Source organism: Pseudomonas marginalis, from assembly GCF_900105325.1.
GTDB classification, from domain to species: domain Bacteria; phylum Pseudomonadota; class Gammaproteobacteria; order Pseudomonadales; family Pseudomonadaceae; genus Aquipseudomonas; species Aquipseudomonas marginalis.
Genome location: NZ_FNSU01000003.1, coordinates 1,734,177 through 1,756,345, shown reverse-complemented (window position 1 = coordinate 1,756,345; position 22,169 = coordinate 1,734,177). Strand labels below are relative to the sequence as shown.

At 63.2% G+C, this 22,169-nt stretch carries 20 protein-coding genes; 8 read left to right on the top strand and 12 right to left on the bottom strand.

What is annotated here, in order from left to right; genetic code table 11:
- Positions 1-57 precede the first annotated feature (57 nt).
- Together BLW22_RS17070 and BLW22_RS17065 are read left to right on the top strand one after the other, a co-directional pair.
- Complete coding sequence (locus BLW22_RS17070; protein WP_065924567.1) at positions 58-1,431, top strand: iron-containing redox enzyme family protein; 1,374 nt, start codon at positions 58-60, stop codon at positions 1,429-1,431.
- Between the two features lie 11 nt (positions 1,432-1,442).
- Positions 1,443-2,387, top strand: coding sequence for a class I SAM-dependent methyltransferase (locus tag BLW22_RS17065; RefSeq protein WP_074847100.1), 945 nt, complete (start codon positions 1,443-1,445; stop codon positions 2,385-2,387).
- A 143-nt stretch (positions 2,388-2,530) separates the two neighbouring features.
- Here BLW22_RS17065 and BLW22_RS17060 read toward each other — a convergent pair whose 3' ends face one another.
- On the bottom strand, positions 2,531-2,962 hold the full coding sequence (locus BLW22_RS17060) for a hypothetical protein (RefSeq protein WP_074847099.1): 432 nt from the start codon (positions 2,960-2,962) through the stop codon (positions 2,531-2,533).
- A gap of 165 nt (positions 2,963-3,127) precedes the next feature.
- Here BLW22_RS17060 and BLW22_RS17055 point away from each other — a divergent pair, with 165 nt between their 5' ends.
- Positions 3,128-4,141, top strand: coding sequence for an ABC transporter substrate-binding protein (locus BLW22_RS17055; protein WP_065924570.1), 1,014 nt, complete (start codon positions 3,128-3,130; stop codon positions 4,139-4,141).
- A 109-nt stretch (positions 4,142-4,250) separates the two neighbouring features.
- Here BLW22_RS17055 and BLW22_RS17050 read toward each other — a convergent pair whose 3' ends face one another.
- Entirely contained in the window at positions 4,251-5,039 is a 789-nt protein-coding gene (locus tag BLW22_RS17050) for an AraC family transcriptional regulator (RefSeq protein WP_074847098.1), read from the bottom strand.
- An 86-nt stretch (positions 5,040-5,125) separates the two neighbouring features.
- Here BLW22_RS17050 and BLW22_RS17045 point away from each other — a divergent pair, with 86 nt between their 5' ends.
- Both BLW22_RS17045 and BLW22_RS17040 read left to right on the top strand, forming a co-directional pair.
- On the top strand, positions 5,126-6,124 hold the full coding sequence (locus BLW22_RS17045) for a bile acid:sodium symporter family protein (protein ID WP_074847097.1): 999 nt from the start codon (positions 5,126-5,128) through the stop codon (positions 6,122-6,124).
- Positions 6,125-6,212: 88 nt separating this feature from the next.
- On the top strand, positions 6,213-7,397 hold the full coding sequence (locus BLW22_RS17040) for a sugar transporter (protein WP_074847096.1): 1,185 nt from the start codon (positions 6,213-6,215) through the stop codon (positions 7,395-7,397).
- A gap of 78 nt (positions 7,398-7,475) precedes the next feature.
- Here the strand turns inward: BLW22_RS17040 and BLW22_RS17035 are convergent, their stop codons facing one another.
- The 9 genes from BLW22_RS17035 to BLW22_RS16995 form a co-directional block, all read right to left on the bottom strand.
- Entirely contained in the window at positions 7,476-8,675 is a 1,200-nt protein-coding gene (locus tag BLW22_RS17035) for an NAD(P)/FAD-dependent oxidoreductase (protein WP_074847095.1), read from the bottom strand.
- A gap of 126 nt (positions 8,676-8,801) precedes the next feature.
- Positions 8,802-9,797, bottom strand: a complete 996-nt coding sequence (locus BLW22_RS17030) for a GlxA family transcriptional regulator (RefSeq protein ID WP_074847094.1) — start codon at positions 9,795-9,797, stop codon at positions 8,802-8,804.
- Positions 9,794-10,717, bottom strand: a complete 924-nt coding sequence (tal, locus tag BLW22_RS17025; RefSeq protein WP_065924576.1) for a transaldolase — start codon at positions 10,715-10,717, stop codon at positions 9,794-9,796. The genes BLW22_RS17030 and tal overlap by 4 nt, the downstream gene beginning before the upstream one ends.
- 24 nt (positions 10,718-10,741) lie before the next feature.
- On the bottom strand, positions 10,742-11,695 hold the full coding sequence (locus tag BLW22_RS17020; protein WP_074847093.1) for a sugar-binding transcriptional regulator: 954 nt from the start codon (positions 11,693-11,695) through the stop codon (positions 10,742-10,744).
- Between the two features lie 45 nt (positions 11,696-11,740).
- The gene (locus tag BLW22_RS17015; RefSeq protein WP_065924578.1) at positions 11,741-12,541 is read right to left on the bottom strand and encodes an SDR family oxidoreductase; all 801 of its coding nucleotides are present in this window, start codon (positions 12,539-12,541) and stop codon (positions 11,741-11,743) included.
- A gap of 11 nt (positions 12,542-12,552) precedes the next feature.
- On the bottom strand, positions 12,553-13,317 hold the full coding sequence (locus tag BLW22_RS17010) for an SDR family oxidoreductase (RefSeq protein WP_065924579.1): 765 nt from the start codon (positions 13,315-13,317) through the stop codon (positions 12,553-12,555).
- Positions 13,318-13,730: 413 nt separating this feature from the next.
- The gene (locus BLW22_RS17005; protein ID WP_065924580.1) at positions 13,731-15,242 is read right to left on the bottom strand and encodes a sugar ABC transporter ATP-binding protein; all 1,512 of its coding nucleotides are present in this window, start codon (positions 15,240-15,242) and stop codon (positions 13,731-13,733) included.
- 15 nt (positions 15,243-15,257) lie between these two features.
- Positions 15,258-16,190: a sugar ABC transporter substrate-binding protein gene (locus BLW22_RS17000; protein WP_065924581.1), complete on the bottom strand. Its 933-nt coding sequence runs from the start codon at positions 16,188-16,190 to the stop codon at positions 15,258-15,260.
- A gap of 50 nt (positions 16,191-16,240) precedes the next feature.
- The gene (locus tag BLW22_RS16995; protein WP_027607262.1) at positions 16,241-17,248 is read right to left on the bottom strand and encodes an ABC transporter permease; all 1,008 of its coding nucleotides are present in this window, start codon (positions 17,246-17,248) and stop codon (positions 16,241-16,243) included.
- A gap of 361 nt (positions 17,249-17,609) precedes the next feature.
- Here BLW22_RS16995 and BLW22_RS16990 point away from each other — a divergent pair, with 361 nt between their 5' ends.
- From BLW22_RS16990 to BLW22_RS16980, 3 genes are read left to right on the top strand one after another with little or no spacing between them, the layout of a single operon-like run.
- Complete coding sequence (locus BLW22_RS16990; protein WP_065948088.1) at positions 17,610-18,446, top strand: transketolase; 837 nt, start codon at positions 17,610-17,612, stop codon at positions 18,444-18,446.
- The gene (locus tag BLW22_RS16985; RefSeq protein WP_065924583.1) at positions 18,436-19,368 is read left to right on the top strand and encodes a transketolase family protein; all 933 of its coding nucleotides are present in this window, start codon (positions 18,436-18,438) and stop codon (positions 19,366-19,368) included. The genes BLW22_RS16990 and BLW22_RS16985 overlap by 11 nt, the downstream gene beginning before the upstream one ends.
- Positions 19,369-19,373: 5 nt before the next feature.
- On the top strand, positions 19,374-20,849 hold the full coding sequence (locus BLW22_RS16980; RefSeq protein WP_065924584.1) for an FGGY family carbohydrate kinase: 1,476 nt from the start codon (positions 19,374-19,376) through the stop codon (positions 20,847-20,849).
- Positions 20,850-21,010: 161 nt separating this feature from the next.
- On the opposite strand, the gene BLW22_RS16975 is transcribed toward BLW22_RS16980, so the two are convergent.
- Complete coding sequence (locus BLW22_RS16975) at positions 21,011-21,955, bottom strand: aliphatic sulfonate ABC transporter substrate-binding protein (protein WP_074847092.1); 945 nt, start codon at positions 21,953-21,955, stop codon at positions 21,011-21,013.
- Between the last annotated feature and the right edge of the window lie 214 nt (positions 21,956-22,169).

Genomic DNA, 22,169 nt, shown 5'->3' with positions numbered 1-22,169 from the left:
TGCGGGGCCTCCTTGTCGGGAGGCCTGGTTGGATCGGACTTTGCGGAAACTGCCATCATGACGCTTCTCACAGCGCTGTCGGGCCAGCCGGCCTCCATCACCCAACCGGGTCAGTATCAGTGGTTGTACCAACACCTGTATGGCGAAACCCCTGGCGCTGAAGAGGTTGCGCGGGAGTTTCTACGCACGCACTTGGCGCAGGTGCGCGACGCGCCCAGTGAGTTGCCGCAGATGCCCGAACAACTGCCGGCCTGGATCGAACAGCGCTGCGCCGACGTGGCCCAGGCCTATGCCGATTACCTGGAGCAACGCCAGCAAGGCCGGCCACGTCGTTATTTTCAGAACAAGGCCCATGCGCTGTATTTCCTGCAGCGCGTGGCGCCGACCAAACAGGTCGACGGTGCCTGGCTCAATGGCCTGCTGCGCTATTGGCACGACCCGCGCTTCGACGGCCTGCTCACCACCTATCTCGAAGAGCTGGGTGACGGCGAAGCGGCGCAGAACCATGTGGTGATCTACCGCAAATTACTCAGCGAGCATGATGCCGACAGCGACGCCGGCCTTGAGGACGACCATTACCTGCAAGGCGCCCTGCAACTGGCGCTGGGCCTGTGCGCCGACGACTTCCTGCCGGAGATCATCGGTTTCAACCTCGGTTATGAGCAGTTGCCGTTGCACCTGCTGATCACCGCGTATGAGCTGAGCGAACTGGGCATCGACCCGTATTACTTCACCCTCCACGTCACCATCGACAACGCCAGCAGCGGCCACGCCTGCAAGGCCGCGCAGTCGGTGTTGAACCTGCTGCCGCTGGGGGAGGGCAGGGAGGACTTCTATCGCCGCGTGGCCGAGGGGTACCGCCTGAATGACCTCGGCCCGGGGACCAGCGCGGTTATCCACGACTTCAACCTGAATGACGAAGTGGTCGCCATGCTTGAACGCAAGCGCACGTTCGGCCAGCACATGCATTCGGATTACTGCCGCTTCGAAGGCAAGACCGTCAACCAATGGCTGGCGCGGCCGGGGCAGATCGGCGCCTTTCTCCAGGCCCTGGAAGACAAGGGCTGGATCAAGCGCAACCAGGATCCGGCCGAGAGCCGCTTCTGGCAGTTGATCGAAGGTGCGGGCGCGGCGATGTTTGGCGTGTTCAGCGGCTATGAGAAACAGCTGCTGCGCGATTGGATCGCGGGTGATTGGATCAGCGCTCAACGTGTGGCGCCCGTGCGGCCCGGACGCGGCAGCCGCTTCTCCCGCGAGCAGCATCGCCCGTCCGACCCGGACACCCAGGCGCTGGTGGATTCGCTGTGGAACCTGCCTGATGAGCAGCAGCTCAATGCGCTGATCCCGTGGCTGTCGGCGCGGCGTCACTGCACGCCCGCCGGGTTGTATGCCACTCGCCGCTTTATCCAACTGCGTGCGCGCCTGCGCTAAGGAAATCATCCATGTCTGCACAACAACTCGCCGACCGCGCCCTGCTGAACCTGGGCCGGGGGTTGAAGGAAAATGGCTACCGCTTCATCACGCCAACGCCCTTGACCCATGAACGGTTTTTCCAGCGCCAGGGGGCGCCGCTGGCGAAGGACCTGCGGGATGTCTTCGGCTGGTCGCTGCCGTTTGACCGCGAGCTGTTGCCGGAGGCGTTTCGAGAGGAGCTGCAGCAGGCCGATGTGGTCGAAAAACACGAGGCGCTGTGGCGCAGTGCGGTGCGTTGGTCGAGCCTGGACGACCTGCTGTTTGCCCACTCGGCATACCCCACCACGCAAGCGGACGCGGTGTTTTTCGGGCCTGACAGCTATCGGTTTGCCCAACTGATCGAAGCCCATCTGCAACAGCGCGTCGAGCCGATCAAACGCGCCGTGGACATCGGCTGCGGCGCCGGTGTGGGCGCGTTGGTGGTCGCCCGGGCGCGGTCTGACGCCGAGGTGCTGGCGGTGGACATCAACCCGCGCGCCTTGCGCCTGACGGCAGTGAATGCCGAGCTGGCCGGGTTGGCGAACGTCACCGCGTACCACAGCGATGTACTGGGCAGCGTCGAAGGCACGTTCGACCTGATCGTCGCCAACCCGCCCTATATGAACGACGACCGCCAGCGTGCCTACCGGCATGGCGGCGGGGCACTGGGCGAGCAACTGTCGGTGCGCATCACCGGCGAGGCCGTTGGGCGCCTGGCCCTGGGCGGCAGCCTGGTGCTCTACACCGGCGTGGCGATTGTCGCCGGGGAGGATCCGTTCCTGGCCGCCGTCACGCCGTTGCTGGACAGCGATGCCTTTGGGTGGACCTACCGCGAACTTGACCCCGATGTGTTCGGCGAAGAGCTGGAAAAGCCCGGCTATGAGCGTGTGGAGCGGATCGCCGTGGTGGCGCTCACCGTCACCCGTTTGCGCTGACGCTCATCTATCCCCCGTAGCAGCTGCCGAGCGCAAGCGAGGCTGCGTCAGGCGCGCTGCCGATTCAGGTTCTAGTCGCGGCCGACGCAGCCTCGCTTGGGCTCGACAGCTGCTACGCGACGATTTGATTCAGGGAGAAGGCGTCAGGCCGTGGCTTGTGGCTGCAGGTGCAACTCGCCGTCGACATCCTTGGCCAAACCACTGGCCAGAAACAGCGGCACCAGGCGCTTGTGCAACTGCGGTTCGACAAATTCCTTCACCGTCTCCAGCGCCAGCGCGCCATTCGAAGGCAACTCAGCCTTGGTGAAGGACAACCAGGCCTTTTTCAGCGCCATCAACACATCACTGCCCGCCGTGGAGGCAAAGCGGCGCTGGGTTGGTTTGCCGTCGAAGCTGAAGGTGTGTTGGAACGCGTAGCCGGTTTCGTCACCGCCGCTGGCGGTGCAACGAATGCAGGTGCACGGGCCGTCGCCGAAAGCGCTGCGCAGGTAGCTGTTGAAGTCCACCACGGGTTTGAGTGACAGGCGCTTATCCACCTCGAACAGGTCCCCGGTCATTTTTTCGTCAGTGTTCAACGTGCATGTCCTCGCAGTGTGCGGCAGTTTTTTCAAAGCGCGGCACGATACCAGCCGCGCGCCGTTTTAGGGGTATTTGCATAACAATAGACCCAGATATTCTTTTGCTGTCTAAAAAACCGCGGCTACGCTCCATCACCTTCTCGAAAACGCGGCAGATTCCCCATGACGTTCAAGCGTTCCTCCCTGACTCTCCTGGCCGCGTCCCTCGCCGCCGCCAGCGTCTTGCTCAGCCCTGGTGCCCAGGCCGAAGGCAAGATCAGCATCGCCCAGCAATTCGGCATCGGCTACCTGATCCTCGATGTGGTGCGCGACCAGCACCTGATCGAAAAACACGGCAAGGCCCAGGGCTTGGACATCCAGGTGGAATGGAACAGCATTTCCGGCGCCACCGCCATGAACGAATCGCTGCTGGCCGGCGCTCTGGATGTGGTGTCCGCCGGTGTGCCGCCGATGCTCACCCTGTGGGACCGCACCAAGGGCAAGCAGAACGTCAAGGCCATCGCCTCCTTGGGCTCGATGCCCAACTACCTGTTGACCAACAACCCCAAGGTAAAGACTCTCAAGGACTTCACCGAGAAAGACCGCATCGCCGTGCCCGCTGCTGGGGTGGGTTTCCAGTCGCGGACCTTACAGATTGAAACCGCCAGGCAGTTCGGCGATGCCAACTACAAGAAGTTCGATGACATCTCCATCAGCCTGGCCCACCCCGATGCCACCGCCGCGTTGATTGCCGGTGGTTCGGAGATCAACGCGCACTTCTCCAGCCCGCCGTTCCAGTACCAGGAACTGTTGAACCCCAATGTGCACAAGGTGCTCAGTTCCTACGACATCCTTGGCGGTCCGGCGACGTTCAACGTGCTGTACACCACGCAGAAATTCCACGACGAAAACCCCAAGACCTACCAGGCGTTCTACGCCGCGCTGGCCGAAGCCGAGCAGATCATCAAGGCCGACAAGCCCGCAGCGGCCAAGGCGTACATCCGCGTAGAACAGTCGAAGCTGCCATTGGACCTGGTGGAAAAAATCGTCCAGGACCCGGAAATCGACTTCACCATCGTGCCGCAGCGTACCTATATCTATGCCGAGAAATTGCAGGAATTGGGCGTACTGAAAAACAAGGCGGCGAGCTGGAAGGACTACTTTTTCGAAGAGGCTCATGGCGGTAACGGCAGCTGAACGTCGATCCCCATTGGAAATACGCTCAACTTTGTGGGAGGGGGCTTGCCCTAATACCGGTCAGTTAAGGAGGAACACTGTAACTGTGGCACGTTCAGCGTTTGAAGTGTCAGCGGAAGAACTCACCCGGCGTGGCATCGAACTGCTGCCGAAACGCGTTGATAAACGCCGAGGTGGACTCATAGCCACAGTTCAACGCCACATCCGTCACCCGCTCGCCTTGCTCCAGGGCGGGCAGGGCGCTCAGTAACCTTAAACGCTGGCGCCAGGCCCGAAACGTCAGGCCGGTGTCACGCAAGAACAACCGGCTCAGCGTCTTCTCACTCACCCCTAGCTTCTGGCTCCAGTGCCCCAGGGTGGTCTGCTGTTCCGGGTGCAGGTTCAGGCTGCGATAGATTTGCCGCAGGCGCGGGTCCAGCGGCAAGGGCAGCATCAGGTCCACCTGGGGCGCTGCCGCTAACTGGTCCAGCACCACCTGGGCCAAGCGCCCATCCGGGCCATCCTCGGCATATTCCACCGGCAGCTCGCTGAAACTGCGGATCAACTCGCGCAGCAGGCTGCTTACCTCCAGCACCTGGCAGCGCTCTGCGGCCCAGGCGGTGACGCTGCAATCAAGGTACAGGCTGCGCATCTCGGTATGGGGCGAGCTGTACACCCGATGCGGCATGCCCGCGGGGATCCACACCGCCCGCTGGGGCGGTGCGACGAAGCGGCCGGCGCTGGTCTGGATCTCCAGCACCCCGGAAATGGCGTAGGACAATTGCACCCACGGGTGGCTGTGCCGGCGGGTCAGCGCACGGTTGGGCAGCGATTCGGTGCGCCCATACACCGGCCGTGGCAGGCTGGAAAGCCCAGGCACACTGCGGCGTACGGTATTGGCATGTCCTTTAGGCGGCATTTACTGGCTCATTGGCGTTAGTCGGTAACAAGCCGTTACGTTAGAGTCGCCATGACGCTCTTGGCAACCCCCCGGAAGATTCGCTTATGACTCGCCCCCGTTTTCTGCCTGACAACTTCACCCTGACCTTGATCGCCACGGTGATCCTCGCCTCCCTGCTGCCCGTCAGCGGCCAGACCGCCGTGGCCTTCGGCTGGGTCACCAACCTGGCCATCGCGCTGTTGTTCTTTTTGCACGGCGCCAAGCTGTCGCGCCAGGCCATCGTCGCCGGCGCGGGCCACTGGCGTCTGCACCTGCTGGTGTTCAGCCTGACTTTTGTACTGTTCCCGCTGCTGGGCCTGGCGCTCAAACCGGTGTTGTCGCCGCTGATCGGCAAAGACCTGTACATGGGCATGCTTTATCTCTGCGCCTTGCCGGCCACGGTGCAATCGGCGATTGCCTTTACTTCGCTGGCGCGGGGCAATATCCCGGCGGCGATCTGCAGCGCGGCGGCCTCCAGCCTGTTCGGCATCTTCCTCACGCCGTTGCTGGTGACGCTGTTGCTCAATGTGCACGGCGAGGGCAGCTCCACCGTCGATGCGATCCTGAAAATCAGCGTGCAACTGCTGCTGCCGTTTATCGCCGGGCAGATCGCCCGCCGCTGGATTGGCGCGTGGGTGGGGCGCAATAAAGCCTGGCTGAAGTTCGTCGACCAGGGTTCGATCCTGCTGGTGGTGTACGGCGCGTTCAGCGAAGCGGTCAACGAAGGCATCTGGCACCAGATCCCGCTGTGGGAACTGGGCGGCCTGGTGGTGGCCTGCTGCGTGTTGCTGGCCTTGGTGCTGGTGGCGTCCACCGTGCTGGGCAAGGCCTTTGGTTTTAACCAGGAAGACCGCATCACCATCCTGTTCTGCGGTTCGAAGAAAAGCCTGGCCACTGGCGTGCCGATGGCCCAGGTGCTGTTCGCCGGGGCGAGCATGGGCGTGCTGATTTTGCCGTTGATGCTGTTTCACCAGATCCAGTTGATGGTCTGTGCGGCGTTGGCGCAGCGTTATGCCAAGCGGCCGGAGTCAATCCCGGAACTGATGGCACAGGTGGATCCTTGAAGGTCCGTGTTACTATTTTTCCGCGCTGCTCAAGGGCTGGCATTGGGCCGCCTTGACCCGCGCGGAAACCGAGTACGACGACCTGTAAATGAGCATTTCAGCCGCAACCCCCCAAGCCAACTGGCAACCGGTCATCGCCCTCGCGTTGGCCGCGTTTGTGTTCAATACCACTGAATTCGTCCCCGTCGGGCTGCTCAGCGCCATTGGCGCCAGCTTCGACATGCCCGTGTCCAGCGTCGGCCTGATGCTCACCATCTACGCCTGGATCGTGTCCCTGACCTCGCTGCCGGTGATGCTGCTGACCCGCAACATCGAGCGGCGCAAGCTGCTGATCGTGCTGTTCTGCCTGTTTATCGCCAGCCACATCTTGTCCAGCGTCGCCACCAGCTTCGGCCTGTTGATGGTCAGTCGCGTCGGCATTGCCTTGTCCCATGCACTGTTCTGGTCGATCACCGCCTCCCTGGCGGTGCGCCTGGCGCCGGAAGGCAAGCAGGTGCAAGCCCTCGGCCTGCTCGCCACCGGTACGTCCCTGGCGATGGTGCTGGGTATTCCCCTGGGGCGTCTGCTCGGCGAAGCCATGGGCTGGCGCACCACGTTCCTGGTGATCGGCGCGTTCGCCGCCGCCCTGGTGTTCTGGCTGGCGCGCACCTTGCCCTTGCTGCCGAGCCAGAACTCCGGTTCCCTGCGTAGCCTGCCACTGCTGTTCAAGCGTCCGGCGCTGGTGGCGTTGTATGTGCTCACCGCCATGACCGTGACCGCGCAATTCACCGCCTACAGCTACATTGAACCCTTCGTCGAAGGCGTGGCCGGCATGAGCGGCAGCGCGGTGACCCTGATCCTGCTGGTGTTCGGCGGCGCGGGTATCATCGGTTCGCTGTTGTTCAGCCTGGTGCACCGCTTCAACCCCCACCTGTTCGTGGTCGGCGCGGTGTTTATCCTGGCCGCGTGCCTGGCGCTGATGCTGCCGTTGAGCGGTGCCGAGTCGTACCTGGTGATCCTCAGCGTGTTCTGGGGCATGGCGATCATGGGCTTCGGCCTCGCCATGCAATCGAAGGTGCTGGTGCTGGCCCCGGACGCCACCGACGTGGCCATGGCGATGTTCTCCGGTATCTACAACATCGGCATTGGCGGTGGCGCCCTGATGGGCAGCTGGGTCGGCAGCCACTTCGGCTTCGCCTGGGTCGGCCTGGCGGGCGGGTTGCTGGCGGCGCTGGCATTGATCGGGTATTGCCTGGCGATTCGCAAGTTTGGGACGGGTGTCGCGCAAAGCTGAGGCAGGAGCGAGCCTGATCGCTCCTGGCATTTATGCTCGCCAGCAAACAGTGGGCTGGCGGGCACCGGGTGTGGGGCGTCAGGCCACCGGAATCAGCGGGTCAGCCGCCGCCAGGGCGGTGGCCCGTTCTGCGGCTGGCGGGTAGATCCACACCGTGTTGATCTGCTGCTTGAGCTCCTTGGCTTCCTGGCCCACCAGCTTGAGTTGACGATCCCAGCCCTCGGTGTACACCGCGCCCCAGGCCCCGAGGTCGAGGCAGGTGACGTATTTGGGCTGGCTGTAGGTCATCGGGGCCACGCCGATCAGGTCGGCGGCGACGTTGTTGCCGGCGTAGCGGCCCAGGGCGATGGCGTGCTGGCAGGACATGCCGGCGAAGTGACCGAGGTCGTCGGTGGCGGCGTAGGCCACATCACCGGCGGCAAAGACATCGGCCTGGCCCTTCACCTTGAGGTTGCCGTCCACATGCAGGCGGCCCTGGGGGTCAAGGGTGCCGCTGACCTGTTCGGTCAGCGGGTTGGCGCGAAAGCCGATGGTCCAGATCACGGTGCTGGACTCGATGCGCTGCCCATCGGCCAGGGTCACGCCGCCGGCATCCACCGCGGCCACGGAGGTGTTCAATCGCCATTCGAGGCCCAGGTGTTGGCTGGCTTCGACGATGGACGGGCGAATGCCATCGCCCATGGATGCCCCGATCTGCGGGCCACGGTCCACCACGATCACACGGATAGTGGCGTCGTCACCCAGTGCTGCGCGCAGGCGTGCCGGCATTTCGGTGGCGGTCTCGATCCCGGTAAACCCGCCGCCGGCCACCACCACGGTGTTGCGTGCCGGGCTGTCGGGCAGGTTTTTCAAACCCTTGATATGGGCTTCGAGGCGCGTGGCGTCTTCGATCTGGTCCACATCGAACACGTGCTGGAGGCCTTCCATCTGCGGGCGATTGAGACGACTGCCGGCGGCCAGCACCAGGCGGTCGTACTTGAGGGTGGTGGGGATGCCTGCTGCGTTGCGGTAGGTCACCTGCTTGCCGTGTTCATCGATGCGGTCGGCGGCGCCCTCGATGAAGTCCACGCCGACTGCCGCAAACAATGGGCCCAGCGGTGCCTGCATGGCATGCACGTCGGCCTCGTAGAAACGTGGGCGAATACGTAGCGCCGGCTGTGGGGCCAGGACGCTGATCTGCACGTCATGGCGATCATGTTTATCCAGCAGGCGCGCGGCGCTCAAGGCGCTCCAGACACCGCCGAACCCGGCGCCGATGATAAGGATGTGCTGCTTCATGGGGATGCTCCAGGGACCAGGTCGATACGATTGCTCAAGGCGCAATGCGTTACCGGCCTACTCTAAGAGCGCCGCGGTTTGGCGGGTAGGACAGAAAACCCTGAATAACTGCCAAGCGGCCTGCCGTCAGCGGGAAAAGCGCGCGCGGTAGTCGCGAGGGGAAATCGCAAGGTGGCGATGGAAGGTGTAGCGCATGCGCTCTTCATCGCCAAAGCCACACAGGTGCGCCACCTGGTCGATGTTGCGCTGGGAGTCTTCCAGCAGGCGCCGCGCCGCCTCCACGCGAAACAACTCGATGGCCTTGGCCGGGGTGCGCCCGGTTTTTTGCTTGTAGACCCGGGCGAAGTTGCGCGGGCTCATGCGGCTTTGTTCCGCCAGGCGCTCCACCGTAAGCTCGCGGTCGCTAAGGTTGTCGGCGATCCACAGGTGCAACGCATCGAAACCGGCAGTGTCGTCGGTCTGGGCTTGCAGCAGTTGGCTGAACTGGGCCTGGCCGCCAGGCCTTTTGAGAAACACCACCAGTTCCCGCGCCACTTGCAGGGCGACGTGACGCCCGCAATCGGCCTCTACCAACGCCAGCGCAAGGTCGATGCCGGCACTCACGCCTGCCGACGTCCACACATTGCCTTGCTGGACAAAGATCGCGTCCATGTCCACATCGATGCTGGGGAACCCGCGCTTGAGCATGTCGCACATCGCCCAGTGCGTGGCAGCACGCCGGCCCTGGAGCAAGCCGGCCTGGGCCAGCAGGAAGGTGCCGCTGCACACCGAGGCCGTGCGCCGGGCCCGAGTGGAGGCGTGACGCAGCCAGTCCACCAGGTCGGTGTTGGCGGCCAGCGCCTGTTGAATGGCGGGGGCGCCGGGTACGATCAAGGTGTCCAGGGCGGCGGGGTCAAATTGCGCCAATGGCAGGGTGTCGACGCTCAATCCTTCGGCCGTTGGCATCAAGCCGCCCGCCAGGCTGGCGGTGTGCACCACATAGCCCGGCAGGCCACGCTCGACCATGGCCTTGGTGGCAGCCCAGAACACGGTCTGGGCACCGGTCAGGTCGAGCAGGCCCATTTGCGGGTAGGCCAGGAACACCAAGGTGCGCGACTGGCCGAGCGGCTGGACGGGGGTCATAGCGCCGACAACACCGCCTCGAGTTTTTCCTGATCCCGCGCAAACTGTCGAATCCCTTCCGCCAGCTTCTCCGTGGCCATCGCATCTTCATTCGACGCCCAGCGGAACTGCGCTTCGTTCATTGGCTGACGCGCTTCGCCTTCGGTCACCGGCACCAATTTGCGCGCCAGCGTGCCCTGGTCTTCGTCGAGCTTCTGCAGCAGCTCCGGGCTGATGGTCAGGCGATCGCACCCCGCCAGCTGTTCGATCTGGCTGAGGGTGCGGAAGCTTGCGCCCATCACCACGGTGTTGATCTGGTTGGCCTTGTAGTAGTTGTAGATGCGCGTCACCGATTGCACGCCTGGGTCATCAGCGCCGGTGTAGTCCAGGCCGGTGTTCTTGCGGTACCAGTCGTAGATGCGGCCCACGAACGGTGAGATCAGGAACACCCCGGCATCGGCGCAGGCCTGGGCCTGGGCGAAGGAGAACAGCAGGGTGAGGTTGGTCTGGATGCCGGCTTTTTCCAGGCGTTCGGCCGTGCGGATGCCTTCCCAGGTGGAGGCGAGTTTGATCAGCACGCGGTCGCGGCTGATACCGGCCTGGTCGTACAGGGCGATCAACTGGTTGGCCTTGGCCCACAGCGCGTCTTCATCGAAGGACAGGCGCGCGTCGACTTCGGTGGAAATACGCCCGGGGATAACCTTCAAAATGCCGGCACCGACGGACACCGCGAAGTGGTCGCAGGCCAGGCCGACGTCGCCCTTGGCCAGGTTGACGGCATTGCGCAGCAGCTCGGCGTATTCCGGGATCGCGGCGGCCTTGAGCAGCAGCGACGGGTTGGTGGTGGCGTCCACCGGGCGCAGGCGGCTGATGGCTTCGAGGTCGCCGGTGTCGCAGACCACGGTGGTGAATTGCTTGAGTTGTTCGAGCTTGGACGTCATGAGCGGCAGTCTCCAGAAATAGGGTTAGTGGTTCAGGGCCTGTGCGGTGTCCAGGTCGGTGATCAGGATATCCAGGTAGCCGCCCTTGAGCGCGCCACGAATGGCCTGGACCTTGTTCAGCCCGCCGGCCAGGCCGAGCACGCGGTGGATACTGCGCAACTTGGGCAGCGCCACCGAGACCACGAATTCTTCATCTTCCTCCAGCACCGGCTTGCCCTGGGCATCGAAGTAGCGCAGGCAGATATCGCCGACGGCACCGCGCTCGGCCAGCAGGCGCAGCATGTCCTCGGTGTAGTAGTTGCCACTGTTGCGCAGCAACTGTGAGGGTTCCAGGTCGCCGATGCCGACGATCGCCAGGGTGATGCTGTCAAAGCGTTGCAGCACTTCCTTGACCTCTTCCATCTGCACGATGCGCTGTTTGCTTTCCACCGATTGCTCGATGCTTTGCGACGGCAGCAGGAACGCCGGGCAGTTGAGCAGGGTGGCCAGGCGCTGGGTGAGCAGGGTGGCTTCAAACGCGCCTTTGTGGCCGACGCCGCCCAACAGTTGTACCACTTCCTGGGCGCCTTGTTTGCCCGGCTGGGCATGCAGGTGGCCGACCATGGCGCGAATGGTGCTGCTCCACGACGAAATGCCGATATGGTCCTGGGGCGACAGGCTGGTCTCCAGGTAGTGGGCAGCCGCCGAGCCGATGGCTTGCTTGATGCTTTCATCGTTGCCGGGCTCGGTGGCTTCCACCACGATCACCTGGCGCACGTCGTAGCGGCGTTGCAATTGGTTTTCCAGCTCCAGGTGCAGGCCTTGCAGGCGCATCACGCTGATCTTCACCACGCCTTCCTGCAGCGCCCGGCGCAGGGCACGGCTGATAAAGGATTGGGACAGGTCCAGCTGGGCGGAAATCTCGGACTGCTTGAGCCCGTCTTCGTAATAGAGGCTCGCGATCTTGGTGATCAGGCGCTGTTCTTCGATCTGGCTCATGAAGGCCTCAGTGATGACATCAATGCGGGTGAGGATACCAAACCCTTACGACATGATCAGGCCGCCGTCGATATTGATCGCCTGGCCGGTCAGGTAGGCCGCGTCATCCGAGGCCAGGAACGCCACCAGGCCGGCGACATCCGAGGGCTTGCCGGCCCGGCGCAGGGGGATGTTCCTGACCCATTCGGCCATCAACTCGCCCTTGGCGTAGCGTTTTTCGTCGGTGCTGAGGATCTCGCCCCACACGCGGTCGTTGTAGTCCCACATCTCGCTTTCGATGATGCCGGGGCAGAACGCGTTGACCGTGATGTTATGCCGCGCCAGTTCCAGTGCCAGGCTCTGGGTAATGCCGATCACGCCCATTTTGCTGGCGGCGTAGTGCGGGGTGTAGATAAACCCCTGGCGGCCCTGGCCGGACGAGGTGTTGATCAAGCGCCCGCTGCCTTGCTTGACCATGTATTTGGCCGCCTCCCGGCAGCCCAGCCACACGCCGGTGGTGTTGACCTGCAGCACCTTGTCGAAGTCGGCGCGGGGCATCTTGTCGTAGTGGTCGATGGTGATGATGCCGGCGTTCTGCACTGACACGTCGATGCTGCCGAAGCGTGCGTGACCCTCGCGGTAGAGGGTTTCGATGTCTTCTTCGCGGGTCACGTCGATGCCCAGGGCCAGGGTGTCGACCTTGTATTCCCGGGCCAGTTGGTCGGCGGTGAATGTCACGCGCTCCAGGTCGTTGGAGGCCAGCACCAGGTTGGCACCTTCCTGGGCGAAGCGCTCGGCAATGCCGGCACCGATGCCACGGCAGGCGCCGGTGATCACGATGGTTTTACCGCTGAAACGTTGCGACATGACAAAACTCCTTACCAGCAGACAAAACCACCATCGACCAGCAGGTCGACACCGGTGCAGAAAGACGAGGCCTGGCTGACCAGGAAAATCGCCGGGCCGACCATTTCGTCCACGCTGGCCATGCGGCCCATGGGCGTGGTCTGTTCAAAGATCTTCACCTGGTCGGCGACTTCCGGGCGTGAGTTCATCGGCGTGGCGGTGTAGCCGGGGCTGATGCAGTTGACGCGCAGGCCTTTGTCGGCCCATTCCATCGCCAGGCTTTTGCTCAGGTGGATCACCCCGGCCTTGGAGGTGTTGTAGTGCGCCTGCAACAGGCCGCGGTTGACGATGCTGCCGGACATGGAGGCGATATTGACGATAGCGCCCTTGCCACGCGGCAACATCACCGCAGCCTGGGCCTGGCAGCTGAGGAAGATGCCGGTGAGGTTGATGTCCAGGGTGGTTTGCCAGCGTTGCAGCTCCAGGTCTTCGGCGGCCTGGGCATTGGCGATGCCGGCGCAGTTGACGGCCACGCTGAGCGGGCCGAGCTCATGCTCGGTGTGCGCGACCGCTGCATCCAGGGCAGCTCGCTCGGTGACGGTACCGCTCAACGCCAAGGCGCGCCGGCCCAGGGCCTGGATGCGTTCTACCGTGCTGGCAATGCCGGGGCTGCCCGGAAGATCAAAGCAGGCTACATCCGCGCCCGCTTCGGCGAGCCCGACGGCGATAGCCTGGCCAATGCCGCTGCCGGCGCCGGTAACAAAGGCCACTTGGCCCTGAAGACTAAAAAGCTGCATGAATAACTCCAATTTTTGAAATCACAGTAGATCCCCTGTGGGAAGGGCGGTGCGACGACTCGACTTGCTCCCGATAGCAGTGGTTCAGTTACAGATGCATCTACTGACACTCCCTCATCGGGGCATAGGTATTTACATAATTTTCAGAGACTGGCGAGTTCTCCTGTGGTGAGCGGGCTTGTCCCGCGCTGGGCTGCGAAGCAGCCCCATTACAGGCGATGTGTTTTTAACTGACACACCGAGGTGCCTGGTTTTGGGGCCGCTTCGCGCCCCAGCGCGGGGCAAGCCCGCTCACCACAGCAGCCCTATCTGCCGAGCGTTCAGCGCCGAGCCAACGTTGTGTAGATACCCACCGCAATCGGGGGCAAGCCCCCTCCCACATTTGATCGCCATTGTTTGTGAGGACCGGGTTCCTAGGCGGTGGCCATTTCCATGACCGCAACCGGAGTGGCCTCGCCACGCTCCAGAATCCCCATCTGCCGCCCTCGGCTCATCACCATCACCCGATGGGACAAGCCCAGCACTTCGTCCAGGTCGGAACTGACCACAATCACCGCCATGCCCTTGGCCGCCAGGTCCGCGATCACTTCATAAATCGCCGCCCGCGCGCCCACGTCGATGCCGCGTGTGGGTTCATCGAGGATGAACACCTTGGGGTTGCGCGCCAGCCACTTTGCAATGATCACCTTCTGCTGGTTACCGCCGGACAAGCTGGAAATCCGCGACTGCGGCGCACCTTTGACCCCCAGTCGCGCCACCGCCGTGCGCGCGAATTCGCGCAGTGGGGCAGGGAACACCCAGCCGCGTTTATCCAGCAGGTCGGTGTTGCCATAAATCAGGTTGTCTTCGATGCGATGCTCCACCACCACGCCTTGCTGCTTGCGGTCTTCGGGCACCAGCACCACGCCGGCCTGGATCGCCTCGAAGGGCGAGCGCAACTGGCGGACCTCGCCATCCAGCACCATATGGCCGCGAATATCCTGGGCCGCGCCGGCAATGGTACGCACCAGCTCGGTTCGCCCGGCGCCGACCACCCCGGCAATGCCGAATACCTCGCCGGCACGCACGCTGAAGTCGATGCCGTGCAAGGCAAACTCACGGCAGCTCAACGCCTTGACCTGCAACATCACCTGCTCCTGGGGCGCCTGCAACGCAGGAAAGATCCGCTCCAGGCTGCGCCCGACCATCTGCTCCACCAACTCCCGCACCGGCACCTGGGCCGTGGCATGCAGGGCGATCTGGCGACCGTCGCGCAGCACCAGCACGCGGTCGGCGATGCGTGCGATCTCTTCCAGGCGGTGGCTGATATAGATAAACGACACACCCTCGGCCTTCAGCCGTTCCACCTGCTTGAACAGCAGCTCGGTTTCCTCGCCACCCAATGCGGCGGTGGGTTCATCGAGGATCAACAGGCTGGCCTTCAGCGTCAGCGCCTTGGCGATTTCCACCAGTTGCTGGGCCGCCACGCTCAGGCCTTCGACCTTGCGCGAGGCCGGCACCTTGAGCCCCAGGCGCTCTAACTGGATCTGCGCCTGGGCCTCCATGTACTCGCGGTCCACCCGCCCACGGCGCATGGGCAGGCGGCCGACGAAGATGTTCTCGGCAATCGACAGTTGCGGCAGCAGGCGGATTTCCTGGTGGATCAGGCCGATCCCGGCGCCCAGCGCGGCCCCCGGTGAAGCGGGGGCGTAGGGCGCGCCGAGCCAGGTCATGCTGCCCCCGGCTTCCGGTTGCACCAGCCCGGCGATGATCGACGACAAGGTCGACTTGCCCGCGCCGTTTTCACCGAGCAGGGCCAGTACTTCACCGGGGCGAATGTCCACGTTGACCTGCGACAACACCTGCACCGGCCCGTAGGCCTTGCTGATATTGCGCAGGCACAGCACCGCGTCTGATCGAGCGGTGTCAACGGCTGCTGCTTGCATGACGACCTCCAAGGCTTACGGGTGCTGTTGCAGGAACGGCGCGACGTTTTCTTTAGTGGTCAGCACGGTGGGCAACAACTGCTCCTTGGGCAGGGTCTTGCCGGCTTTGAGGTCGATGGCCGAGGCCACGGCCAGGCGCCCCATTTTTTGCGTCTGCTGGGTCATGGTCGCGTTCAGCACACCGCTTTGCACGGCCTTGAGCCCGGCCACGTCGCCGTCGAAACCGACCACGACCACCTTGTGATCGAGGTTGCCGACTTTCACCGCCTGGGCAGCGCCCAAGGCCATGGCATCGGCTCGGCCGAAGAACACGGTGATGTTCGGGTCACGCTGGAGCAGGTCCTGGGCCACGGCGAAGCCTTTGTCCTGGGCCCATTCAGCTGGTTGCTGGGCGACGACCTTGAGGTCCGGGAAGGCTTTCAGGCCCTCTTCAAAGCCTTTGGCGCGATCATTCTCGGGGGTGGTACCGATCTGGCCTTGCAGGATCGCGATGCGGCCCTTGCCGTCGGTGATCTTGCCCACGTACTCGGCCAGGGTCTTGGCGCCGGCCACGCTGTCGCTGGCGATAAAGGTGTCGCCCGGTGCGTCGGGGGCGTTGCGGTCCACGGCGATCACCGGGATGCCCGCAGCCTTGGCGGCTTTCACCGGCACACCGGCGGCGGTGGCACCGGCCGGGATGTAGATCAGCACATCGATCTGGCGGGTGATCAGGTCTTCAATCTGGCTGACCTGGGTGGAGGAGTTGCCCTGGGCGTCCACGGTGATCACCTTGACCCCCTTGGCTTTGCCTTCGGCTTCCACCGATTGCTTGATCTGGTTGAAGAAGTCGGCCTGCAGGTTGGCCACGGCCAGGCCGATGGTCAAATCCTTGGCCCAGGTGGTGCCGGCAACGGTGAGGGTGGCGGCGGCGAGAGCGGTGGCCAACAGCAATTTCTTGGGGCTGAACATGTCGGTGACTCCTGGTTTTATTGTTGGAGGGTGTCAACTGTCGAACAGGTTTAACGGGCAGTGCTGGAGCGGCGTCGCAGGGTGTCGATGGTGACGGCGAGGGCGATGACCACGCCGATCACCACTTGTTGAATAAAGGGCGAAACCCCCAGCAGGTTGAGGCCATTGCGCAATACGCCAATGATCAGTACGCCCACCAGGGTGCCGCCGATGCTGCCGACGCCGCCACTGAGGCTTGCGCCGCCAATCACCACGGCGGCGATGGCGTCCAGCTCCAGGCTCAGCCCGGCGCTCGGTTGCGAGGAGTCCAGGCGCGCGGCCAGGGTCACGGCGGCGATGCCGGCCAGCGCACCGCTGATGGCGTACACCCAGAGGGTAATCGCCCGCACCTTGATGCCCGACAGCCGCGCCACTTCCGGGCTGCCGCCCATGGCGTAGAGGTTGCGGCCGCCGGCACGAAAGCGCAGGAACACCCAGGCCACCACCAGCATCACCAGGAACAGGCCCACGGTGGCCGAGAGGAAACCGAAGTGGCGCACCGTCGCCAGGCTGGTGAACCAGTCCGGATAGCCGACGATCTGCCGGCCTTCGGTGAGGATATTCGCCAGGCCACGGGCCACCGACATCATGGTCAGCGTGGCAATAAAGGGTGGCAGCTTGGCGTAGGTGATCAACGCGCCGGAGACCAGCCCGGCGAGCATGCCGCTGGCAATCGAGATCGGAATCGCAAAGCCCAGGGGCACCGCCTGATCCTGATACAGCCAGCCGAGCATCATCATCGAGAAGGCCAGCACCGAGCCGACCGACAGGTCGATGCCGCCGATCACGATCACCGCCGTCATGCCGATCGCCAGGATGCCCAGCACCGTGACCTGATCAAGGATGTTCAGGCCATTGCGCAACGAGAAGAAGAATTCGGAACTGAAGGAGAAGACCAGCACCAGCAGCACCAGCCCGATCAACGGGCCGCCGATATTACTGGGCAGCAGTTTGACAATACGTGGGCGAGGTGGCGGCTTGAGTTCGGCCGGGTGCTGGACAATAGCTTTGGCGTCCACAGTGTTCTCCTGAGTTATTTTTTTTGGAGTGCTTCAGGCTTCTTGAATATTTATGCGTGCCTGACTGTTAATTCAGATTCCAGTGACACCGTGTCAAAGTCAAGCGCTTAATTTTTCTTGCCTGCCGCTGAAACGGTGTTTTTGCCCGGCGCAAAGCCACGGTCTAGAGGAGCCGGCGTGGGATTTTGGCCGTTTGTCCGAGGGGGATTTCCGAGTTTTATTTGATTTTTCGGCGGTTCGCTCACTTGACCTGCCGGAGGATCGGCGTCTAAATAGAAATATATTGTCACTGCTGAATAAATATTCAAAGACAGCCTTGGACACTTTCACCCCGCGTGGTCAGCCTCAAAGGAGCCGCTGCATGAATGCCTTCCAGTACGACGCCCACCAGATCAAGGAACAGGCCCGCCTGATTCGTCGCCATGTGATCCGCCTGAACGCCGACTCACCGGCCGGCGGGCACACCGGGGCGGATCTTTCCGAAACCGACATCCTCGCCACCCTGTATTTCCGCGTCCTCAACACCGGCCCGGAACGCACCGAAGACCCCGAGCGCGATATTTATATCCAGAGCAAGGGCCACGGCGTGGGCGGTTTGTACTGCTGCCTGGCGCAGGCGGGCTACATCCCCACCGAGTGGCTGCCCACCTACCAGCACTTCAACTCGCACCTGCCCGGCCACCCGGTACGCCAGAAAACCCCCGGCATCGAACTGAACACCGGCGCCCTCGGCCACGGTTTGCCGGTGGCGGTCGGGCTGGCCCTCGCGGCGAAGATGTCCGGCAGCAACAAGCGCATCTACGTGCTCACCGGTGACGGCGAACTGGCCGAAGGCTCCAACTGGGAAGCGGCGATGGCGGCGGCCAAGTACGGCCTGGATAACCTGTTTGTGATCGTCGACAAGAACAAGCTGCAGCTTGCCGGTTTGACCGCCGAGATCATGCCGCTGGACCCACTGGACGTGAAATGGGCGGCCTTTGGCTTCCGCGTCAGCGAGTGCGACGGTAACGATGTCGGCCAATTGATCGAAGCCCTGGAAAGCATGCAGACCAAGACCGGCGCGCCCCAGGTGCTGATCGCCCACACCATTAAAGGCAAGGGCGTGTCGTTTATCGAAGCCCGCCCCGAATGGCACCACCGCGTGCCCAAGGGTGATGAAATCAACGCAGCACTGGAGGAGTTGAACCATGGCGAGTGAACATTTGGCGAGCGTCATGGTGCAAGCGTTTATCGCTGCCGTCGAGGCCGGGCTGGACGTAGTGCCGGTGGTCAGCGACTCCACCTCCACGGCCAAGATCGGCCCGTTTGCCCAGCGTTTTCCCGAGCGGCTGATCAATGTGGGCATTGCCGAGCAATCCCTGGTCAGCGTCGCGGCGGGCCTGGCCCTGGGCGGCAAGATCGCCGCCACCTGCAATGCGGCGCCGTTCCTGATCTCGCGGGCCAATGAGCAGATCAAGGTGGACGTCTGCTACAACCAGGCCAACGTGAAGATGTTCGGCCTGAATGCCGGCACCAGTTATGGCCCGCTTGCCAGCACCCACCACAGCCTCGACGATATTTCGGTGATGCGCGGGTTTGGCAATGTGCAGATCTTCGCCCCCGCCGATGCCGTCGAGTGCCGGCAGATCGTCGATTACGCGCTGCGCTACCACGGCCCGGTGTATATCCGCCTCGACGGCAAAGCCTTGCCCGACGTGCACGGCGCCGATTATCAGTTTGTGCCCGGTCAGGTCGACATCCTGCGCCAGGGCGCCGATGTGAGCATCGTGGCCCTGGGCTCGGTGGTGCATGAAGCGGTGGATGCAGCGGCATTGCTGGCGGAGCAGGGCATCCAGGCGCAGGTGATCAACCTGTCGTCGATCCGGCCCTTGCAGCGTGATGTATTGCTCAGCGCCTTGAGCGGCACCCGCGCGGTCATCAGTGTGGAGGAACACAATATCAACGGCGGCGTCGGCAGCCTGGTCGCCGAAGTGCTGGCCGAAGCCGGGTTGGGCATTGCCCTGATCCGCCTGGGTATCGGCGATGGCGAGTACGCCGCCGCCGGTGCCCGCGAACCGACCCGCGCCTTGCATAACATCGACGCGGCTGGGATCGTGGCGGCTGCCACTCGGTTGCGGTGAATTCAATGAATAACAATACCCCGCTGATCCTGGCGATAGATGAAGGCACCAGCAACGCCAAGGCGGTGCTGGTCAACGAACTTGGCCAGGTGATTGCGCGCGGTTCGCGACCCTTGAGCATCAGCCATCCCCAGGTCGGGTTTTCCGAGCAGGACCCGCTGCTGATCTGGCAAAACACGTTGGCTGCGATTGAAGAATGCCTGGCCCAGGTGGACCGTCCGATCACTGCGTTGGCCATCAGCAACCAGCGTGAATCGGTGGTGGCTTGGGATAGGCATACCGGTGAGCCATTGTCGCCGTGCATCAGTTGGCAGTGCCGACGCTCTACGGCGTTGTGCACGCACCTGCATGAGCAGGGCCATGAAGCGCTGATCCTGGAAAAGACCGGGCTGGCGTTGGACCCGATGTTCTCGGCGGGCAAGTTCCGCTGGATTCTCGATCACCTTGAGGATGGTCACGCCCGCGCTGCTGCAGGCGATATCTGCCTGGGCACCGTCGACAGCTGGCTGTTGTGGCAACTCAGCGGCGGCCAGGTGTTCGCCACCGACTATTCCAACGCCGCACGTACCCAACTGTTCAACCTGCACACCTGCGCCTGGGATCCTGAGCTGTTGGCGCTGTTCGGCATTCCGGCTGCGGCGTTGGCGCCGATCCGGCCGAGCGCCGGTTTCTTTGCCGAAACCGTCGCGTTGGGCGGCTTGCCCGCCGGCATCCCGGTGATGTCGATGATCGGCGACTCCCATGCGGCGCTGTACGGGCAGGGCGGTTTCGCGCCGGGGCTGGTCAAGGCCACCCTCGGCACTGGTTCGTCCTTGATGACGCCCATGGGCGGGCCGATTGCCTCCACCCATGGCCTGTCGACCACCCTGGCCTGGCACGATGGCAGCCAACCTACTTTCGGCATGGAAGGCAATATCGTCCATACCGGCGCTGCCGTGCAGTGGGCGTCGAAGCTGGTGGCGGGAGAATCCCTGGATGCGCTGACCGAACAGGCCGCGCAATTGCCGGATAACGGCGGCGTGTATTTTGTCCCGGCGCTGTCCGGCCTCGGCGCACCGCACTGGAAGGCCGACGCCCGTGGGCTGATCTGCGGGCTGACCGAAGCCACGTCCGGCGCGCACATCCTGCGCGCGGCGCTGGAATCCATCGGCTATCAGATTCGCGATGTGTTCGAGGCCATGCAGCAAGACATCGGCAGCCCGCTCAAGGAACTGTGGGTGGATGGCGGCGCCACGCGCAACCGCTGGCTGATGCAGTTCCTCGCCAACCTGCTGCAACGCCCGGTGGTGCGCAGCCTGTCGCCGGAGGTTTCGGCATTGGGCGCCGCGCACCTGGCGGGACGGGCGTTGGGGGTGTGGGCGAGTGATGCGGCGCTGGGGCAGTTGCAGCGCCAGCGCGAGCGCTTTGAGCCGCAGGAGGATCCGGCGATGGCGGAGCGTTACTCAGAGTGGAAAAAGGCTCTAGCCCGAACACTCCTCTAACCGCATATGCAAACCAAATGTGGGAGGGGCTTGCCGCCGATGAGCATAGGGATCTACATAACGTTGACTCAACACTGAACGTCCGGCAGATAGGGCTGTTGTGGTGAGCGGGCTTGTCGAATCGTCGCACCGCCCCTCCCACATTGAGATCACACCCGCCTTCAAGGCCGCCAGGTCTGCACATCCTTGGCATCCACCGCCTTGGGCAACAACCCCGCCTTGAAGAACGCATCGGCAATCTTCTGCTGCTCACCCAACTGCTCAATCGTCACCGGCTGCACCTGATAACTGCGGTGCGCATTCGCCGCTTCCACCGTGGCTGCATCCAGGTTGCCCCACAGCGGGCCGAGCACTTTTGCCGCGTCCTGCGGGTTGGTTTTTACCCAGTGGCCGGCGTTTTCCAGCTGCGCATACACCACCTTCAATACCTCCGGGTGCGCCTTGGCGTAGGGCGTGCCGGTCAGGTAGTAACGCTTGTAACTGGCCAGCCCGGCACCGTCCGCCAGGGTGCGTGTCGGCAGTTGGCGCTGCACGCTGGTGAGGAAGGGTTCCCAGGTGACCCAGGCGTCCACCTTGTTGTTCTCGAACGCCGCGCGGCCATCGGCCGGCGACAGGTAAGCCGGCTCGATATCCGAGAATGCAAGGCCGGCCTTGGCCAGCGCGGCAATCAACAGATAGTGAGTGCCGGCGGCCTTGGTCACCGCGATCTTCTTGCCCTTCAAATCCGCCAACTGTTGGATCGGCGAGTCCTTGCGTACCACGATGGCCTGGGCCGAAGGCGAGGGCGCTTCCTGGGCGAAGTAGGTGAGTTTGGCCTGGGCGGCCTGGGCGAAGATCGGCACGGTGTCGGCCACGTCGGCGCTGATGTCCACGTTGCCGACGTTCAGCGCTTCCAGCAGCGGCAGGCCGCTGGGGAACTCATGCCAGCTCACCTCGATGTTGTCGGCCTTGAGGGCTTTCTCCAGGGTGCCCTGGGTCTTGAGCAGGGTGATCAGCGTGGAGGATTTCTGGTAACCGATGCGCACGGTTTCCTGGGCGTGCGCACTGACGGTAACGGAAAGGGCCAGCAATCCTAATACAGCGGCGAGGGGACGACGAAGGGACATGGTGGGCTCGATCTTCAGCGAAATAGATCCAAGCTTAATGATCTGAAAACCATTCGATAAATACTCTTTCGATCTGAGCTTAGGGCGCTTTCATCCGCTTCCTGCCCATCAGGCATAACCATAGAATTATATTGTTATTTCATAAAAGTCAGTCGTTAATATAATTAAAATTGAATTTTTGACGTTGTCGGCCTTTCTCTGAAGCGGGCTGATT

Excerpts from the sequence above, each read along its gene's own strand:
- BLW22_RS17070 (WP_065924567.1), top strand. The coding sequence starts at position 58 with ATGACGCTTCTCACAGCGCTGTCGGGCCAGCCGGCCTCCATCACCCAA.
- BLW22_RS17065 (WP_074847100.1), top strand. The coding sequence starts at position 1,443 with ATGTCTGCACAACAACTCGCCGACCGCGCCCTGCTGAACCTGGGCCGG.
- BLW22_RS17055 (WP_065924570.1), top strand. The coding sequence starts at position 3,128 with ATGACGTTCAAGCGTTCCTCCCTGACTCTCCTGGCCGCGTCCCTCGCC.
- BLW22_RS17050 (WP_074847098.1), bottom strand. The coding sequence starts at position 5,039 with ATGCCGCCTAAAGGACATGCCAATACCGTACGCCGCAGTGTGCCTGGG.
- BLW22_RS17045 (WP_074847097.1), top strand. The coding sequence starts at position 5,126 with ATGACTCGCCCCCGTTTTCTGCCTGACAACTTCACCCTGACCTTGATC.
- BLW22_RS17040 (WP_074847096.1), top strand. The coding sequence starts at position 6,213 with ATGAGCATTTCAGCCGCAACCCCCCAAGCCAACTGGCAACCGGTCATC.
- BLW22_RS17035 (WP_074847095.1), bottom strand. The coding sequence starts at position 8,675 with ATGAAGCAGCACATCCTTATCATCGGCGCCGGGTTCGGCGGTGTCTGG.
- BLW22_RS17030 (WP_074847094.1), bottom strand. The coding sequence starts at position 9,797 with ATGACCCCCGTCCAGCCGCTCGGCCAGTCGCGCACCTTGGTGTTCCTG.
- tal (WP_065924576.1), bottom strand. The coding sequence starts at position 10,717 with ATGACGTCCAAGCTCGAACAACTCAAGCAATTCACCACCGTGGTCTGC.
- BLW22_RS17020 (WP_074847093.1), bottom strand. The coding sequence starts at position 11,695 with ATGAGCCAGATCGAAGAACAGCGCCTGATCACCAAGATCGCGAGCCTC.
- BLW22_RS17015 (WP_065924578.1), bottom strand. The coding sequence starts at position 12,541 with ATGTCGCAACGTTTCAGCGGTAAAACCATCGTGATCACCGGCGCCTGC.
- BLW22_RS17010 (WP_065924579.1), bottom strand. The coding sequence starts at position 13,317 with ATGCAGCTTTTTAGTCTTCAGGGCCAAGTGGCCTTTGTTACCGGCGCC.
- BLW22_RS17005 (WP_065924580.1), bottom strand. The coding sequence starts at position 15,242 with ATGCAAGCAGCAGCCGTTGACACCGCTCGATCAGACGCGGTGCTGTGC.
- BLW22_RS17000 (WP_065924581.1), bottom strand. The coding sequence starts at position 16,190 with ATGTTCAGCCCCAAGAAATTGCTGTTGGCCACCGCTCTCGCCGCCGCC.
- BLW22_RS16990 (WP_065948088.1), top strand. The coding sequence starts at position 17,610 with ATGAATGCCTTCCAGTACGACGCCCACCAGATCAAGGAACAGGCCCGC.
- BLW22_RS16985 (WP_065924583.1), top strand. The coding sequence starts at position 18,436 with ATGGCGAGTGAACATTTGGCGAGCGTCATGGTGCAAGCGTTTATCGCT.
- BLW22_RS16980 (WP_065924584.1), top strand. The coding sequence starts at position 19,374 with ATGAATAACAATACCCCGCTGATCCTGGCGATAGATGAAGGCACCAGC.
- BLW22_RS16975 (WP_074847092.1), bottom strand. The coding sequence starts at position 21,955 with ATGTCCCTTCGTCGTCCCCTCGCCGCTGTATTAGGATTGCTGGCCCTT.